The sequence below is a fragment of the Nocardiopsis sp. LDBS0036 genome (assembly GCF_041228755.1).
In the GTDB taxonomy this organism is placed as follows: Bacteria; Actinomycetota; Actinomycetes; order Streptosporangiales; family Streptosporangiaceae; genus Nocardiopsis; species Nocardiopsis dassonvillei.
In genome coordinates this window covers 5,142,603-5,158,310 of record NZ_CP141103.1, presented here as the reverse complement: position 1 = coordinate 5,158,310, position 15,708 = coordinate 5,142,603, and the positions used below count along the sequence as shown (strand labels likewise).

Below are 15,708 nucleotides of genomic sequence, written 5' to 3'. Positions count from 1 at the left end.
CGGCACGACGGGGGCCGTTCCGGAAGGGAACGGCCCCCGCGTCTCGCGTGTGCACCGGAGACGGCGCCCTCCGTCAGGGGGCGCCCCGGCGGGTCAGTACCAGCCGACGGACTGGGAGTGGGCCCAGGCCTCGCAGGGAGTGCCGTAGCGGCCCTTGATGTAGTCGATGCCCCAGGCGATCTGCGTGGCCGGGTTGGTCTGCCAGTCGTCGCCGTGGGTGGCCATCTTGTCGCCCGGCAGCGACTGGGGGATGCCGTAGGCGCCCGAACTGGGGTTCTGCGCGCTGGGGTTCCAGTTGCTCTCCTTCTGCCACAGGGGCTCGAGGCAGTCGTGGAACTCGCTGGCGGCCCAGCCCTGGTCGGTGACCATCTGGAGGGCGATGCCCTTGGGGTCGCCGGTGAAGACGGGAGTCTCCTCCTCCTCTTCCTCCTCTTCCTCCTCCTCGATGTCGCTTCCCTCGACCTGGGCCGTCAGGACCCCTTCGGTGAGAGCCGCGTCACGCTGCTCCTGAGCCTGACTGCGCAGGGTCTGGAGTTCTTCCTGGGACAACTGCTCGGAGAAGAACGACTCCTCCCCGGCTTCGGTGTCGGCGGCGGGTTCCTCGGTCTCCGGAATGGCGGCGCTGGCCACCGTGTCCGGATCGAGCTCGTCATCCGCGAACGCGGTGACGGCGAAGGTCGCACCCGCGACGAGGGTCGCCGCACCGACCGCCGCCGTACTACGCAGCGACATTCGGTTGATTAGCACGATTGCCTTTCCCAAGAGGGGGTTATTGGCAGGGAAAGCCCTATTAATACCAGTTGTTGGCCTGGGAGTGGGACCAGGCGCCGCAGGGGTTTCCGTAGCGGTCCTTGATGTAGTCGATGCCCCAGGCGATCTGCGTGGCCGGGTTGGTCCGCCAGTCGGAGCCGTGGGAGGCCATCTTGTCGCCCGGCAGGGACTGCGGGATGCCGTAGGCGCCCGAACTGGGGTTCTCGGCCGTGTGGTTCCAGTTGCTCTCCTTCTCCCACAGCGGCTCCAGGCAGTCGTGGAACTCGCTGGCGGCCCAGCCCTCGTCCAGGACCATCTGGAGCGCGATGTCCTTGGGGTCGCCGGAGGGGGCCGACCCGGCGGATCCGCCGCCGGAGGAGTCGGAACCGCCGGAGGTGTCGGCCTCGGGCTCCTCCTCGGGTTCGGGCTCGGGCTCGGCGATGTCGCTGGCCGTCCCGCTGTCGGCGCGGACGGCCCCGTCGACGGCCGCCCTGGCCTGCTCCATGCTCTCCTCGCGCTGGGTCTGGCGCTCCTGGTCGCTCTGCCCGGCCTGCGCGGCGAAGAAGTCCTCGGGCCGGTCGGACCCGCCGTCGCCGCTCGCCGCCGACCGCTGGTCGGGGACCACCGCGGCGGAGGCGAGCTGGCTCGGGTCTGCCGCGTCGCTCTGGGCGAACGCGGCGACCGAGAAGGTGCCGCCGGCGACGAGGGTCGCGGCGCCGACGGCGCCCGCATGTCGCAGTGAGATGAGGTTGAGTAGCAAAATCGCCCTTTCGCGTAGACGCACACGCGCCCCACGGGGTCCGCGTGTGTGAGAGTTCGCCGCCGCTGACCACGTGGCCCGGGGTGTCGCGCGCGAGGGAAGGGGTAGCCGTTCGACCGACCGCGGCGCGGGTTCCCACGTGGGAGGGGATGTTCGTGCAGCGGGTTCAGCCTGCATCATCGTCACGATGAAGTAACGCCAGATTTACTATGCCTTGGATCACATCACGGAATGCATCCGCGATGCGGTGCTTTGACCTGCACTTCGATACGTACAGTCAAGGAGGGGTCAAGTCCTCCCGGCACTGTGGCGAGGATCTCCACACCTGCCGAAAGGAGACGGGGGTCACCGGGAACGGTGTTCCTGAGTACCCGTACGGATGTGCGCGGGCGGCTCCAGGGGTCAGGATGGCGCCATGAACGTCCACGGATCCCCGCCGTCCCCCGCGGGCCCACGGCTCAGCTGCCCGGACTGCCGCGCCCCGCTTGCCGCGCAGCCCCGCTCCTGCCGGCGGTGCGGGCTCCTGCTCGTCGGCGCCACCGCCCAGCGCCTGTGGCACATCGACACCGAGATCGCGCTGCTCAACAGCCGTGAGCGGCACCTGCGCGAGGAGCGCGCCGCCGTCGTGGCACTGCTGCGCGAGGAGTCGGGCCGAGGCGCGTCCCCGGCCGGAGCCGTTCCCGAATCCGCCGACGGGGAGCGGCCGTGGGCTCCGGGACCGCAGGGACGGCCGCCGGGGCCCGCGCGGGTCCCCGGACAGGCGCCCGGTGCCGCGCCGGAACCGGCCGTCCTGCCCGGTGGCGCGCTCCCCGACGGGCACGGAGCCCACGCGCACGGGCAGACGGGAGGGGCTCCCCCCGGGCGGGCGCCCGGGGAGGTCACCCGCCGCTCGGCGCAGAACGTCATCCTCGGGCTGGGCGGCGTGCTCGTCGGCATCGCGGCTCTGGTCTTCGCCATCTGGACGTGGAGCGACATGGGCACCGGCGCCCGCGCCGGGGTCCTCGGCCTCACCACGGCGGCCTTCGCCGCCCTGGCCCTGCCGCTGCACCGGCGCGGTCTCAGGGCGACCGCGGAGACCTTCGGCTGCCTGGCCGCCGCGCTGCTGTGCGTCGACGCCCTCGCGCTGTGGCTGCTGACGTCGGAGCGGCTCGGGAGCGGGCCCGGCTACACCGCGACCGCGCTGCTCGTCATCGGCGCGCTGCTGGCGTCCTATCCGCTGCTCGTGCCGCTGCGGACGCCGCGCGTCCTGGCCGTCCTGCTCCTGCAGCCGGTGCCCGTCCTGCTGCTGGCGGCGTCCGGCTCCCCCGGCCTCTGGTCCTGGGCGCTGCCCGTCCTGGCCGCGACCGGACTCGCCGACCTGCTCCTGGCTCTCTGGTTCGGACGGCCCCGCGCGGGCGTCCCCGTGCGCGCCCTCCGGGTCAGCGCGACCGTGCTGTGGGTGCTGACCACGGTTCTGGCGCTGCTGTACACGGCCTTCGTCCTGGCCGCCTCCGCCGCGGGCGCCGATCACGTCGGAGCCCGGTGGTTCGTGGCCGCGGTCCTGCTGCTGTCGGGCGTGACCGGCCTGCTGTCGGCCCGCGGCCCGCTGCGCCACGTCCCGGAGGGCCCCGGTCCCGTGGGCGCCGTGAGCGGTGCCGCTGGTCCGGGCGCCCCGGGCGGTACCGGCGCGTCCGGGGTCCCCGCGGCCATCGCCCTGCTGGTCCTGGGGGCGGCCCCCCTGGTCGCCGGACCCGCGCACCTGCCCGCGCTGCCCAGGGCGCCCCTGCCCCCGTGGAACGGCGGTCCCCCGACCACACCGGTGTCCGACGTGCTGGGCCTGCCGGCGACGACCGCCCCGGACGCGGGGTTCCACCTGCTCGCCGTGCTCGTCTGCGCCCTGCTGTCCCTGGGCGCGGTGTTCCTGCTGCGCCGCCGAGCGCTGGTGCCCGCCGCCGCCCTGACCGCTCCCCCAGCGCTGCTGACGGTCGTGCACCTGCTGGACCCGCCGCACGCGGTGGCAGTGGTGTGCGCCCTCCTGGTCGGCGCCGCGCTGGTGCTGGCCACGGCCCTTGTACCGCGTCGGCCCGGCGCCTGGGTGCCCGCGCTCACCGGAACCCTGACCCTGCTCACCGGCGGCCTGTGGTCGCTCCCGGACCGGTACACCTCCCTGGCCGCCCTCGTGGTGGTGGAGGCGACCGTCCTGGTCGCGCTGCTGCTGTACGCCCGGTCCGGCCGCCCCGCGGTGCTCCACGCGACGGGCCTGCTCCTGTGGGCGCTGGCCCTGCTGACCGGTGCGTTCTTCGGGCTCGGCCTCGTGATCTCGGACACCGTGCCGCCTCCGGCGTGGTGGCTGCTGGCCGCCTGCGCGCTGCTGGCCGGGGCGAACGCGGTGGTGCTCGGACGGATCCCCCTCCCGCGGGCGGGCGGTGCCGGGGGCGACCCCCGGCCGGTGTTCACCGTGGTGGGCCTGCTCCTGCTCTCGTCCGCCCCGCTGCTGGCCGGGCGGGGGCACAGTCCCGGCCTGCCGCTGCTGTCCGGCGCGTACGGGCCGTGGACGGCGCCCGTGCGGGCGCTGGGCGACCCCGCCTACTCCGTCCTGGGGCTGCACCGCGTGGCGGGCCCGGCGGAGGCCGTCGGCACGGCGGCCGGAATGCTGCTGGCCGGTGCGGCGGCGGTGGCCCTGGTCGCCCTGCTCGACCGCGGACGGACGGCGGCAGCGGCGGTCCTCGCCGCGCCGCCCGCGCTCGTCGCGCTGCCCCTGGTCCTGGACGCGCCGTTCCTCGGCGCCCTGCTGTGGGTGTTCGCGGTGGGTTCGGCCCTGGCGCTGTGGTCGGCGCTGACCCGGGACGGGCGGCTCGGCTGGCTGGCGGGGCTGACCGGCCTCCTCACCCTGCTGCTCGGCACGGGCTGGGCGCTGGTCCAGGAGCACGCGACCACGGGCGCCCTGATGGGTGTCGCGGTGGCCGCCGCGGTGGCCGCGGCCCTGGCCCGGACCACCGTCGCGGCGGTCGGCGCCACGGCGGTGGCGACGGCGGCGACGGGCGGGTTCGCGCTGGCCCTGCCCCTGCTGCTGGGGGCTCCGGTGGAGCACGCGGCGCTGGCGCCGATCGCGATGGTCGCCGCGGTGGCCGTGGCCGCGCCGCGTCTGCGCGGACCGCTCGTACCGGCGGCGGAGGTCCCCGCCTGGGTGTGGGCGGCGGTCTCGCTGGGCGTCACCGCGGCGGCGGGGGCGCGGCTGGGACTGGTCGCGCTGGCGCTGGCCGTGGTCGGGGTCGTCGCGCTGGCGACCGCCGCACGGCCCGAACGGCGCTGGTTCGCGCTGGTGGGCGCGCTGCTGATGCTGGCGGCGCTGTGGATGGTGCTCTCCGCGTGGGACGTGGCCGTGCCCGAGGCGTACACGGTGCCGCCCGCCCTGGCGGCGCTGGCCGTGGGCTGGGAGTGGAGCCGCAGGGCTGCCGAACCGCCTTCGAGCTGGGCCGCCCACGGCGGCGGCCTGGCCCTGCTGTTCCTGCCCACCGTCGTGCTGGTGCTGACGGAGGACGGCATGGTGTGGCGGGTGCCCGCCGTGCTCGTGCTGGGCCTCGCGGTGACCGTGTGGGGGCTGCGTCGGCGGCTCCAGGCGGCCCTGGTGACGGGCGGGCTGGTGCTGGTGGCCACCTCGCTGCGGGCGTTCGGGCCGCCCCTGTGGGACCTGACCCGGCTGGTGCCGAACTGGGTGCCGTTCGCCGTCGCGGGTGTGCTGCTGCTGGTGATCGGCGCCCGCTACGAGGCCAACCTGGAACGGGTGCGGCGCCTGGGCCGCCTGGTGGCGGAGATGCGCTGAGAAGCCCGGTCACGCGCCCGTGGGGCGCGGCCCGGAACCCGCCGGGGGCTCCACGGGGCGGCGGGCCCGTCAGACCGACGGGCCCGCCGCGGTACCGCGTCAGTTCTCCAGCATCTCCGTGACCAGGGCGGCGATCGGCGACCGCTCGGACCGGGTCAGGGTGACGTGCGCGAACAGGGGGTGGCCCTTGAGCTTCTCGATCACCGCGACCACGCCGTCGTGGCGGCCCACGCGCAGGTTGTCGCGCTGGGCGATGTCGTGGGTGAGCACCACCCGCGAGTTCTGGCCGAGGCGGGAGAGGACCGTGAGAAGGACGTTGCGCTCCAGGGACTGGGCCTCGTCGACGATCACGAACGCGTCGTGCAGCGACCGGCCGCGGATGTGGGTGAGCGGGAGGACCTCCAGCATCCCCCGGTCCACGATCTCCTCGATGACCTCCTCGCTGGTCACCGCGGACAGGGTGTCGTGCACCGCCTGGCCCCACGGGGTCATCTTGTCGTTCTCGCTCCCGGGCAGGTAGCCCAGCTCCTGGCCGCCGACCGCGTACAGCGGCCGGAACACCATCACCTTGCGGTGCTGGCGGCGCTCCAGGACGGCCTCCAGACCGGCGCACAGCGCCAGCGCCGACTTGCCGGTGCCCGCGCGTCCGCCCAGGGAGACGATGCCCACCTCGGGGTCGGTGAGCAGGTCGAGGGCGATGCGCTGCTCGGCGCTGCGGCCGTGCAGGCCGAACACGTCGCGGTCGCCGCGCACCAGCTTCACCGACTTGTCGGGCTGGACCCGGCCGAGCGCCTTGCCGCGCTCGGAGACCAGGACCAGCCCGGTGTGGCAGGGGAGATCGCGGGCCGCGTCGATGTCGCTCTCGCCGCTGGTGAACAGTTCGCCGATCTGGTGCGCGGGCACGTCCAGCTCGGCCATGCCCGTCCAGCCGTGCTCGATGGCCAGTTCGGCCCGGTACTCGTCGGCGGCCAGCCCGATGGAGGCCGCCTTGATCCGCATGGGGAGGTCCTTGCTCACCAGCACGACGTCCCCGCCCTCCTCCTGGAGGTTGCGGGCCACCGTGAGGATCCGGGTGTCGTTGTCGCCGAGCCGGAAGCCCGCCGGCAGGATCTGCGGATCGCTGTGGTTGAGTTCCACCCGCAGCGTGCCGCCGGCGTCGTTCACCGGTACCGGGGCGTCCAGACGGCCGTGGGCGACCCGCAGGTCGTCCAGGCGGCGCAACGCGTGACGAGCGAAGTACCCGAGCTCCGGGTGGTGACGCTTGCTCTCCAGCTCGGTGATCACCACCACGGGGATGACGACCTCGTGCTCGGCGAACCGGCTCAGGGCGGCCGGGTCGGCGAGCAGGACACTGGTGTCGAGCACATAGACGCGTCCGTCCTGGCCTACCTCCGTACGGGGGTCGGGGGACTGGGTGTCACGGCGATCGGTCGAGGAACTAGCCACTCGTTCTCCCCTTGGGCACCGCTGGGGCGCCCTACTGTCACGGGATCATGGAGGACCGGGACCTGGCCCGCGAGGGCCGGGTCCGGCCCTCCTCGTTGACGTTCCGCGATGGCGGAGGAGATCAATGAGACGGGGCCTCCCGAACGGGTGGACGAACGCCACCCGCTACTTCCGACGCTACGCGTCCGTGCTCCCGTTTCCAAGGGACCTCTCCCTCCGCGCGGTGAACTCCGCGTTAAGGGGTCGGGCTTCGGGGGGTCAGGATCCGTAGCGGCGGTTGCGCGCGCCGTACGAGCGCAGTGCACGCAGGAAGTCCACCCTGCGGAAGGCAGGCCAGTAGACCTCGCAGAAGTAGAACTCCGAGTGCACGCTCTGCCACAGCATGAAGCCGGACAGGCGCTGTTCCCCCGACGTGCGGATGAGCAGGTCGGGGTCGGGCTGACCGCGCGTGTAGAGATGCCGTGCGATGTCCTCGATGTCCAGGCGCTCGGCAAGCTCCTGGATACCGGTGCCCTTGGCCGCCTCCGCTTGGAGGAGGGACCGAACCGCATCAGCGATCTCACGTCTACCTCCATACCCGACGGCGACGTTGACAACCAGCCCGGGGTTGCCGGATGTGGCCGTCTCCGCCTCCTTGAGCGCCTGGGCGGTGGACGCGGGCAGGATGTCGAGGGCCCCCACGGGGCGCGTGTTCCACCCCTCCTCGCGCAGCCGGGCGATGGTCTGCTCGATGATGCGCACCAGCGGGCCCAGCTCGGACTCGTCCCGGCTGAGGTTGTCGGTGGACAGCATCCAGAGTGTGACCACCTGCACGCCGACCTCGTCGCACCAGCGCAGCAGTTCGAAGATCTTGTTCGCGCCCGCCTGGTGGCCCTGCTCGGCCGCGCCGAGCCCGCTCACCTTGGCCCAGCGGCGGTTGCCGTCCATCGCGACACCGACGTGGCGGGGGATCTCCTGACTGGTCAGCCGACGCTCCAGGCGCCGCTCGTAGAGCCAGTACAGGGGGTCACGAAGCCCCATTGGCGAAACCTCTCAGAGCTGGATCTGGAACAGCACACCGTTGGAAAGGATGTGCCGACGGGGATGCCTCCAGCGTAGTTCGCCCGAAGGGGGCTACGTCACGGCCAGGGACTTGCGCACGTGCTTGCGCCCCTGGTGGATGCGGGACTTGACGGTGCCCAGGGCCAGGTTGAGCTCGGAGGCGATCTCGTTGTAGTCCATCTGGCACAGGTCGCGCAGGACCAGGGGGGCCACCAGGTTGGGGCGGTCCTTCTCCAGCTGGTCGAGGGCCTCCAGCAGGTCGATGCGGGAACCGGCGATGACGCTGGTGGTGCGGGGGTCGCTCTGGTGGGGCATGCGCTCGGCCTCGGTGGGGAACTCCGCCGAGCGCCGCTTCATGGAGCGGTAGGTCTGCCGGGCGGAGTTGGACACCACCGTGTACAGCCAGGTGGTGAACAGGGAGTCGCCCTTGAAGCTGTCGATCTTGCGCGCCACGCGCAGCAGCGCGTCCTGGCACGCCTCCTCGGCGTCCTGCCGGTAGGGCAGGAAGCGGGAGCAGCGGCGCAGGACCTCGGGCTGGATCCGCCGGAGCAGGTCGTCCAGGGCCATGGCGTCTCCGGCCTTGGCCCGGCGCGCGAGGTCCTCCAGCTCCTCGTCGACGTTGCTCGCCACCCGGCGCCGCGGCGCGGGGCTCTCCTCGTGGTCTGCGTGGTCACTACTGCGCATGTCTGGTCTCTCCCTGACTGACGGCAGACATCCGGCCGTCCGCTGCGGACGCGGGTGCGCCCCTTGCGTTCGAGGGTCACACGTCACCGGGACGTCTACGGCCCCGGTCCGGATCCGCACTCGTGAAAAATCGTCGCCTTCGCCGCCGCGCACGGCGCGGAGCCCGTCGGGCCCCCTCCAGTCTCCACGTCCGGAGGGGATCGGCGCCACCCGGAGAGGGGATCATATCGGCGGGAGGCAATGTGAAGGTACAGATGGTGTATTAGTGGGCAACGACCGCGTGTTCACCCCTGACAGACCGAGGCGGAGATGAGCCAACCTGAGGCCTTCGGGCGCTACCGCGTCATCCGGCGCCTTGGGTCGGGTTCCTTCGCCACGGTCTGGTTGGCGCAGGACGACCTGCTGAACTACTCGGTGGCCATCAAGGTACTCGCCGAGAATTGGGCGCACCAGATGGACATCCAGCACCGCTTCCTGGAGGAGGCGCGCATCCTGCGCCAGACCGACTCCACCTGGCTGGTGGCGGTGCACGACGTGGACGTGCTCCCCGACGGTCGGCCCTACATGGTGATGACCTACGCCGACCAGGGCAGCGTCGCCGACCTCATCCACCGGGGCACACTGCCCCTGGACGAGGCCCTGCGGCTGCTCACCGAGATCGGCCAGGGCATCACGGTGCTGCACAACCACGGCACGATCCACCGCGACATCAAGCCGTCCAACGTGCTGCTCCAGTCCTCACCCGTGGGACAGCGGGTGCTGGTGGCGGACCTGGGGTTCGCCAAGTCGATCGACGAGGCGTCGGGGTTCACCGCGGCGGCCGGGACCCCCGGCTACATGTCCCCCGAGCAGAGCATTCCCGGCGGTGACCTGGACGTCCGGTCGGACGTGTACTCGCTGGGCGCGGTGGCCTACGAGCTCATCACCGGCCGTCCGCCCTCGCGTCCGCCGGTGAAGGTGGCTCCTGGCCAGATCCGGCCAGGTCTGCCCCCCGCGCTCGACGAACTCATCCTGTCGGCACTTTCGGTGGACCGGGAAAGCCGTCCGGCGGACGCCAAAACCTTCACCGACCGGGTCAGAACCATCCGTATGGCGCCCGACCTGCCCAAGGCGGCCGTGCCGTGGTGGCAGCGGCTGCGCATGCCGTGGCGGCGGGCGACCGCCCTGGCGGGGGCGCTGGTGCTGACGGGCGCCAGCCTCTCGGGATCCCTGGGCAGGCCGGGGGTGTCCCTGACCACCGTGCACGACGCCGCGCAGGGGGTCTACCTGGAGGTGCCGTCGGTGTGGGCCCACGAGATCCACACCGCCCAGGAGGCCCTCCCCGCGGCGGCCGAGGCCGGCGCGGGTCCGGGCCTGCTGGTGGCGACCGACGCCGAGGACTGGGACTCCACCCGGGAGACGGCCTACGGTGTGTACGCGACCGTGGTGCGCGGCCCCGCCGACCTGAGCGGGATCGCCGGCGCCCAGCCGTGCGGGGACCCTCCCGAGGAGCGGCCGCTGGACACCGGGGAATGGGAGGGCACGGTGTGGGACTGGCCCGAGTGCCACGGCAACGGGTCGCTGAGCAGCGCCGCCGTACACGAGCCGGGCGAGCCCACGACCGTGTACATGGAGATCCGCCAGCCGGGCTACCGGCCCGACCTGGTGGACCGGATCATCGCCGGTACGCACCTGGGATAGGCCCCGGCGACGCGTCAGGCCAGCAGCTGCTCCCGCAGGTCCTCGGGCGAGGTGACCGGGAGCTTGCAGACGAAGCCCTCGCACACGTAGGCGGTCGGTCGCCCGCCCACCGGCGCGCGGTCGCGCAGCAGCGGCACCCCTCCGTCGTCGCGGCCGTCGCCGCGTGAGAGCACGGTGCCCAGCGGCGCCCAGACCAGCGCGGCGCGCACCAGCTCCGCGGTCCTCGGGTCGTCGGGGTCGCCCACCACCGCCACGGCGCGCGGCCCGGTCAGGAGGGCCTCGCCGGTGGCCAGGCCCCACCCGGCGAACCGGGCGGCCTTCTCCGCCAGCACCGCCACCGGGGACAGCGCCTCCTCAGCGGCCGTGCGGTGGCGCTCGGATCCGGTCAGCGCGGCGTAGGAGAGCAGCGCGGACGCCGCCGCCGACCGGCCGGACGGTGTGACGTTGTCGGTGGGGTCCTGGGGCCGGTTGAAGAGGCGCTCGGCGTCGTCGGCGGTGTCGTAGAACCCGCCGGAGCCGTCTCCGAAGCGCTCCAGGACGGTGTCCAGCAGGCGCCCGGCCTCGTGCGCGTAGCGCGCCTCCCCGGTCACACCGTGCAGGACGAGCAGCCCCTCGGCGACGTCGGCGTAGTCCTCCAGCACCCCGGCGCTGGTGCCCGCGCGCCCGTCCCGGGAGGTGCGGACCAGGCGCCCGTCCCGCAGGTGCACGCGCAGCAGCAGGTCAGCGGCCGCGCGGGCGGCCTCCACCAGGTCGGGCCGCTCCAGCAGCACCCCGGCCTCGGCCAGCGCGGCGACCGCCAGGCCGTTCCAGGCGGCCACCACCTTGTCGTCGCGCGCGGGGGCGACCCGTTCGGCGCGGGCCGCCAGCAGGGCCTCACGGACCCGCTGGTAGCGCCAGGCGTCGGCGGGCGGGGCGGGCAGCTGGAGCACGGAGGCGCCGCGCTCGAAGGTGCCCTCCTCGGTCACGCCGAACACCTCGGCGGCGAAGGCGGCGTCCTCCTCGCCCAGGACCTCCCGCAGCTGGGCGGGCGTCCACACGTAGTAGGTGCCCTCCTCGCCCTCGCTGTCGGCGTCCAGCGCCGAGGCGAACCCGCCCTCGGGCGTGCGCAGGTCGCGCAGCATCCAGTCGGCGGTCTCCCCGGCGACCCGGCGCAGCAGGGCGTGGGTGGCGGCGTCGGAGACCCCCGGACCCGAGGGGCGGCGGCCCATCCGGGCGTAGGCGCGCAGCAGCAGGGCGTTGTCGTACAGCATCTTCTCGAAGTGCGGCACGGTCCACTCGCGGTCCACCGAGTATCGGGCGAAACCGCCGCCGAGCTGGTCGTACATGCCGCCCTGCGCCATGGCCAGGGCGGTGCCGCTGGCCATGAGCCAGGCGGGCGTGGACTCGTCCGCGCTCTGCAGGGGCCGGGTGCGCTCGTCCTGGGCGGTGAGGAAGGAGAGCAGCATCGACGGCGGGAACTTGGGCGCGGTGCCGAAACCGCCGTGGGCGCTGTCGTAGTCGCGCACCAGCGCGCGGACGGCCAGGTCGAGCCGGTCCGCGGAGGGCGGGGGCGCGGCGGCCAGGGTGCGCGGGCCGCTCAGCGCCTCCACCACGCGCGCGCCCTGGCCGACCAGTTCGGTGCGCTGGTCCCGCCAGGCGTCGGCCACGCCCCGCAGCAGGCGCTGGAAGTGCTCGCGCGGGAAGTAGGTGCCGCAGTAGAACGGGGCGCCGTCGGGGGTGGCGAACACGGTCATGGGCCAGCCCCCCTGGCCGGTCATGGCCTGGGTCGCCTCCATGTACACGGCGTCGACGTCGGGGCGCTCCTCGCGGTCCACCTTGACGTTGACGAACAGGCTGTTCATCAGGGCCGCGGTCGCCTCGTCCTCGAAGGACTCGTGGGCCATCACGTGGCACCAGTGGCAGGCGGCGTAGCCGACGGAGACGAGGAGGGGCACGTCGCGCCGACGCGCCTCGGCGAGGGCCTCCTCACCCCAGGGCCACCACTCCACGGGGTTGTCGGCGTGCTGCAACAGGTACGGGCTGGTCGCGTCGCTCAGGCGGTTGGACATGCCCCCAACTCTGCCATCCGGGGCGGCGGGGCGTCGCGCACCCGCCCGAGCGGAGTCCACGGCACGGGAGCCGACCCGGCGCCCGTGAACTCCGCCACCCGGGGCGGTGGGGTGTCGCGCACCCGCCGGAGCGGGCCGGGGACCACCGCCCGGGAGGAGGCCGGGTGTTCGTCCGGCGGGCGCGGGAGCGGCCCGGAGCCTTCGGACCGAGCGGTGGGCCCGGGCGGTGCGCCCGGACACGCCGTCCCGCTGGGGCAGGGCGGGGACGTCTCCTCAGCTCCGCGGAGCGGTGTCCTCGGCGGAGACCTGCGCCGCGTCGGCCGGCCCGCCGTCGTCGGAGGCCGTGGCCCTCGCGCCGAAGTCGTCGTCCTTGGGCAGGGCGCGGAGCTTGCCCAGGAGGCTGCGCATGAGGAAGTACAGCCCGACGCCGATGGCGAAGATGACGAGGAAGCCGAGCACACCGGGGGTCACGGTGTCCTTGTCGAGCTGGAAGCTGCCCGCCAGCACCGTCGCGGACGTGAGAAGGGTGTTCATGCCACTCATACTCTCACTGCTTCTCGGACACCCGCGAAGAGGTCCTTCTCAGGGATCTCGGTGTCCACCAGCGAGCGCACCAGGTGGTAGTCCTCACTCGGCCAGGCCTCCGCGACGACCTCGTTGGGCACGGCGAACCAGAACCCGTTGGGGTCCACCTGGGTGGCGTGCGCCTTGAGCGCCTCGTCGGCGACGTCGAAGTACTCGCTGCAGTGCACGCGCGTGGTGATCTCCCAGCGGGGGTGGTCGCGGTCCGCGATCCGCTTCATCCACTCCTCGAAGGGGTTCTCCAGCCCGCGCGCGGCCAGCACGTCGGCCAGGGCCTCGAACCGCTCGGGCGGGAAGGAGACGAAGTAGTACAGCTTGAGCGGCTGCCAGGGGTCGCCCGCGTCCGGGTAGGCGTCGGGGTCGCCCGCGGTGTCGAAGGCGTGCATCGTCACCTTGTGGGTCATGATGTGGTCGGGGTGCGGGTAACCGCCGTTCTCGTCGTAGGTGAGGATGACGTGCGGCCGGAACCTGCGGATGGACTCCACGAGGGGCGCGGCGCCCTCCTCCACGGGGAGGGTGGCGAAACAGCCCTCGGGCAGGGGCGGCAGCGGGTCGCCCTCGGGCAGGCCGGAGTCGACGAACCCGGCGAACTCCTGCTGGACGCCGAGGATCTCCCTGGCCCGCTCCATCTCCTCTCGGCGCACCTGCGCGATGTTCTCGCGGATGTCGGGACGCTCCATCGCGGGGTTGAGGATGTCGCCGCGCTCGCCACCGGTCATGGTGACAACGAGCACGTCGACGCCCTCCTCCACATAGCGGGCCATGGTGGCCGCGCCCTTGCTGGACTCGTCATCGGGGTGGGCATGAACGGCCATGAGCCGCAGGCGCTCGGACAACGAAGGGTCTCCTTGACTAGGTGGACGGACGCGAGGGGCGCGGCCGTCCGGCTCCCCCGGTACACAGGCTCGGACGACTTCCGCGCGGGGCGCGTGGGGAGGCTGTCAGGTCGGGGATATCTTAGACAACACCGTCCCCTTGTTCGGAGATTCCCGATGCAGCCGACCCCGGAGGAAGACGCCGTGAAGAGCGCCGAAACCACGGCCGACACAGCGGCCGACTCCTCGGCCAGTACCGCTCCCGCGCTGCGCAAGCGCCACGGGAACGGGCCGGTCTTCTTCGTCATCGCCACCCTCTTCGCGGTGGCGTGCGCGGTCGGCTGGGGCTACTCCCTGATGAACTTCAGCGGTCTGGGCGGCGGTGTGTACCACCAGGTGATCACCTTCTCCGCGCCCACGCCCGAGGAGGCCACCATCAGCTACGAGGTGAACAGCAGGAACGGCGCCGAGTGCCTGGTCGTGGCGTTGGACGAACAGTTCGTCGAGGTGGGCCAGACGCGCTCGAAGGCCGAGGCCGGGAACCGCATGGTCACCACGACCGTTGAGACGGTTCGTCAGGCCGCCACGGTAGAAGTGGCCTCGTGCAGGGAACAAGGTTCGCAGGACTGATCCACCGAGCCCCTTAGCCCGGCTCCGGAGGCACCGCCGAACCGCGGGAACCCGTGTGTCACGACGCACGGTGATATTCTCGTAAGTTCAGCTCTGGCCGCCTGGTGGCCTTTGCTACTAGTACACAAGGAGTTCCCGTGACCCAGACCCGCGATGACAACGTCACCTGGCTCACCCAGGAGGCGTACGACCGGCTCAAGTCCGAGCTGGACCACCTGTCGGGGAGTGGGCGCATCGAGATCGCGGAGAAGATCGAGGCGGCCCGGGAAGAGGGCGACCTCAAGGAGAACGGCGGGTACCACGCCGCCAAGGAGGAGCAGGGCAAGATGGAGGCCCGCATCCTCCAGCTCACCGAGATCCTGCGCACCGCGCGGGTCGGCGAGGCGCCCCACACCGAGGGCGTGGTCGGCCCCGGCATGACCGTCACCGTCAAGTTCGACGGGGACGACGACGAGGTCACCTTCCTGCTCGCCTCCCGCGAGGAGAGCGGCTCTCCCATCGACGTGTACTCGCCCAGGTCACCGCTGGGCTCCGCCATCAACGGCAAGCGCGTGGGGGAGAACGTCAGCTACACGCTGCCCAACGGCAAGAGCCTGGGCGTCGAGATCATCGACGCCGTGCCCTACACCGGCATGTAGCGGCGGTTCGGCGATCACGGGGGCGGTGTCCGACCGCCCCCGCCGCTTTGGGGGCGCCCCTCACCGGGGCGCCCCTTCGTGTGCGCGGCGGGGATCCTCCGGAGGGTCCCCCGCGTCGTAGTCTCGAAGCACACTCCCGCGGCGGCTTCCCCGGCCGCCGGTCCGACGAACCGAGGGATTCCCGCCGACATGTCCTCGCTCCACTGGAACCCCCAGGAACCCCGCCCCGGCGCGTACCCGCCCCCGAACGGGGGGTGGGGTCCCGGCGGCCCCGTGCCCGGCCAGGGCGTGTCCCCTCCGGGCGCCGGATGGGGCGTGCCGGGGCAGGGCGCGTTCCCGGGTCCGGTGCCGGGCCCGTTCCCGACCCCGACACCGGAGAGGGCCGCGTTCGGCCGCCGTCTGGCCGCCCGCGCCATCGACTACGTCCTCGTGGTGATCGCCGCGGTCGTGTTCTTCGTCCTCATGGCCGTCGTGACGGTGGTCCTGACCGGCAGCGACCAGACCACCGACGCCGAGGGCACCCTGTGGGCGCTGCTGTTCGTGTTCGGGTGGGGTCTGCTGCTGTTCTTCTACGACTGGCTGTACCTGGTCACCTGGGGGCGCACGCTCGGCAAGATGATGGTCGGGATCAAGGTGGTCAGCGCCGCCGACGGCGGCAGGCTCAGCCAGGGGCAGGCGATGGGCCGATCCGCGTTCTTCGGCTTCCCGCAGTCCCTGCCCGTCGTGGGCCACATCTTCACGCTGGCCGAGTCCATGGCGGCGTTCGGCGAAGAGAAGCGCGCCCTGCACGACCGGGCCGCCGGAACCGTGGTCATCCGCACCTGAGCCGTCC

Annotated in this window: 13 protein-coding genes; 5 read left to right on the top strand and 8 right to left on the bottom strand. The window is 72.8% G+C overall.

All coding sequences use genetic code 11. The features are described from left to right. Positions 1-93 precede the first annotated feature (93 nt). Both UIS43_RS22085 and UIS43_RS22080 read right to left on the bottom strand, forming a co-directional pair. Positions 94-732: a transglycosylase SLT domain-containing protein gene (locus UIS43_RS22085; protein WP_019608589.1), complete on the bottom strand. Its 639-nt coding sequence runs from the start codon at positions 730-732 to the stop codon at positions 94-96. A gap of 58 nt (positions 733-790) precedes the next feature. Continuing rightward, positions 791-1,510, bottom strand: a complete 720-nt coding sequence (locus UIS43_RS22080; protein ID WP_370011535.1) for a lytic transglycosylase domain-containing protein — start codon at positions 1,508-1,510, stop codon at positions 791-793. A gap of 415 nt (positions 1,511-1,925) precedes the next feature. Between UIS43_RS22080 and UIS43_RS22075 the strand changes: the two genes are divergently transcribed. Continuing rightward, complete coding sequence (locus UIS43_RS22075; RefSeq protein WP_370011533.1) at positions 1,926-5,312, top strand: SCO7613 C-terminal domain-containing membrane protein; 3,387 nt, start codon at positions 1,926-1,928, stop codon at positions 5,310-5,312. Positions 5,313-5,411: 99 nt separating this feature from the next. Here the strand turns inward: UIS43_RS22075 and UIS43_RS22070 are convergent, their stop codons facing one another. The 3 genes from UIS43_RS22070 to UIS43_RS22060 all read right to left on the bottom strand — a co-directional run bounded on the left by UIS43_RS22070 (position 5,412) and on the right by UIS43_RS22060 (position 8,483). Next, positions 5,412-6,677, bottom strand: a complete 1,266-nt coding sequence (locus tag UIS43_RS22070; RefSeq protein ID WP_086000750.1) for a PhoH family protein — start codon at positions 6,675-6,677, stop codon at positions 5,412-5,414. 339 nt (positions 6,678-7,016) lie between these two features. Continuing rightward, entirely contained in the window at positions 7,017-7,778 is a 762-nt protein-coding gene (locus UIS43_RS22065; protein WP_013151159.1) for an isoprenyl transferase, read from the bottom strand. A 93-nt stretch (positions 7,779-7,871) separates the two neighbouring features. Beyond that, positions 7,872-8,483 carry an RNA polymerase sigma factor gene (locus UIS43_RS22060; protein ID WP_013151158.1) on the bottom strand — a complete coding sequence of 204 codons (612 nt, stop codon included), beginning with the start codon at positions 8,481-8,483 and terminating at the stop codon, positions 7,872-7,874. Positions 8,484-8,792: 309 nt separating this feature from the next. Here UIS43_RS22060 and UIS43_RS22055 point away from each other — a divergent pair, with 309 nt between their 5' ends. Next, the gene (locus tag UIS43_RS22055; RefSeq protein WP_013151157.1) at positions 8,793-10,163 is read left to right on the top strand and encodes a serine/threonine-protein kinase; all 1,371 of its coding nucleotides are present in this window, start codon (positions 8,793-8,795) and stop codon (positions 10,161-10,163) included. A gap of 14 nt (positions 10,164-10,177) precedes the next feature. Here the strand turns inward: UIS43_RS22055 and UIS43_RS22050 are convergent, their stop codons facing one another. The 3 genes from UIS43_RS22050 to mca form a co-directional block, all read right to left on the bottom strand. Beyond that, the gene (locus UIS43_RS22050; RefSeq protein WP_370011529.1) at positions 10,178-12,211 is read right to left on the bottom strand and encodes a thioredoxin domain-containing protein; all 2,034 of its coding nucleotides are present in this window, start codon (positions 12,209-12,211) and stop codon (positions 10,178-10,180) included. Positions 12,212-12,484: 273 nt separating this feature from the next. Beyond that, positions 12,485-12,745 (bottom strand): hypothetical protein, encoded by a 261-nt coding sequence (locus tag UIS43_RS22045; RefSeq protein WP_013151155.1) that lies wholly within the window; start codon positions 12,743-12,745, stop codon positions 12,485-12,487. A gap of 5 nt (positions 12,746-12,750) precedes the next feature. Further along, positions 12,751-13,629 carry a mycothiol conjugate amidase Mca gene (gene mca, locus UIS43_RS22040; protein ID WP_013151154.1) on the bottom strand — a complete coding sequence of 293 codons (879 nt, stop codon included), beginning with the start codon at positions 13,627-13,629 and terminating at the stop codon, positions 12,751-12,753. A 156-nt stretch (positions 13,630-13,785) separates the two neighbouring features. Between mca and UIS43_RS22035 the strand changes: the two genes are divergently transcribed. From UIS43_RS22035 to UIS43_RS22025, 3 genes are all read left to right on the top strand, one after another. Continuing rightward, positions 13,786-14,238, top strand: a complete 453-nt coding sequence (locus UIS43_RS22035; protein WP_013151153.1) for a DUF4307 domain-containing protein — start codon at positions 13,786-13,788, stop codon at positions 14,236-14,238. A 137-nt stretch (positions 14,239-14,375) separates the two neighbouring features. Next, positions 14,376-14,876 carry a transcription elongation factor GreA gene (greA, locus tag UIS43_RS22030; protein ID WP_013151152.1) on the top strand — a complete coding sequence of 167 codons (501 nt, stop codon included), beginning with the start codon at positions 14,376-14,378 and terminating at the stop codon, positions 14,874-14,876. Between the two features lie 189 nt (positions 14,877-15,065). Then, positions 15,066-15,701, top strand: a complete 636-nt coding sequence (locus UIS43_RS22025; RefSeq protein WP_013151151.1) for an RDD family protein — start codon at positions 15,066-15,068, stop codon at positions 15,699-15,701. The last annotated feature ends 7 nt before the right edge of the window (positions 15,702-15,708 follow it).

Bases quoted from the DNA above. Each gene is read 5' to 3' on its own strand.
- UIS43_RS22065 (WP_013151159.1), bottom strand. From the start codon at position 7,778: ATGGGGCTTCGTGACCCCCTGTACTGGCTCTACGAGCGGCGCCTGGAG.
- UIS43_RS22055 (WP_013151157.1), top strand. From the start codon at position 8,793: ATGAGCCAACCTGAGGCCTTCGGGCGCTACCGCGTCATCCGGCGCCTT.
- UIS43_RS22025 (WP_013151151.1), top strand. From the start codon at position 15,066: ATGTCCTCGCTCCACTGGAACCCCCAGGAACCCCGCCCCGGCGCGTAC.
- UIS43_RS22050 (WP_370011529.1), bottom strand. From the start codon at position 12,211: ATGTCCAACCGCCTGAGCGACGCGACCAGCCCGTACCTGTTGCAGCAC.
- UIS43_RS22060 (WP_013151158.1), bottom strand. From the start codon at position 8,483: ATGCGCAGTAGTGACCACGCAGACCACGAGGAGAGCCCCGCGCCGCGG.
- UIS43_RS22085 (WP_019608589.1), bottom strand. From the start codon at position 732: ATGTCGCTGCGTAGTACGGCGGCGGTCGGTGCGGCGACCCTCGTCGCG.
- UIS43_RS22075 (WP_370011533.1), top strand. From the start codon at position 1,926: ATGAACGTCCACGGATCCCCGCCGTCCCCCGCGGGCCCACGGCTCAGC.
- UIS43_RS22045 (WP_013151155.1), bottom strand. From the start codon at position 12,745: ATGAACACCCTTCTCACGTCCGCGACGGTGCTGGCGGGCAGCTTCCAG.
- UIS43_RS22035 (WP_013151153.1), top strand. From the start codon at position 13,786: ATGCAGCCGACCCCGGAGGAAGACGCCGTGAAGAGCGCCGAAACCACG.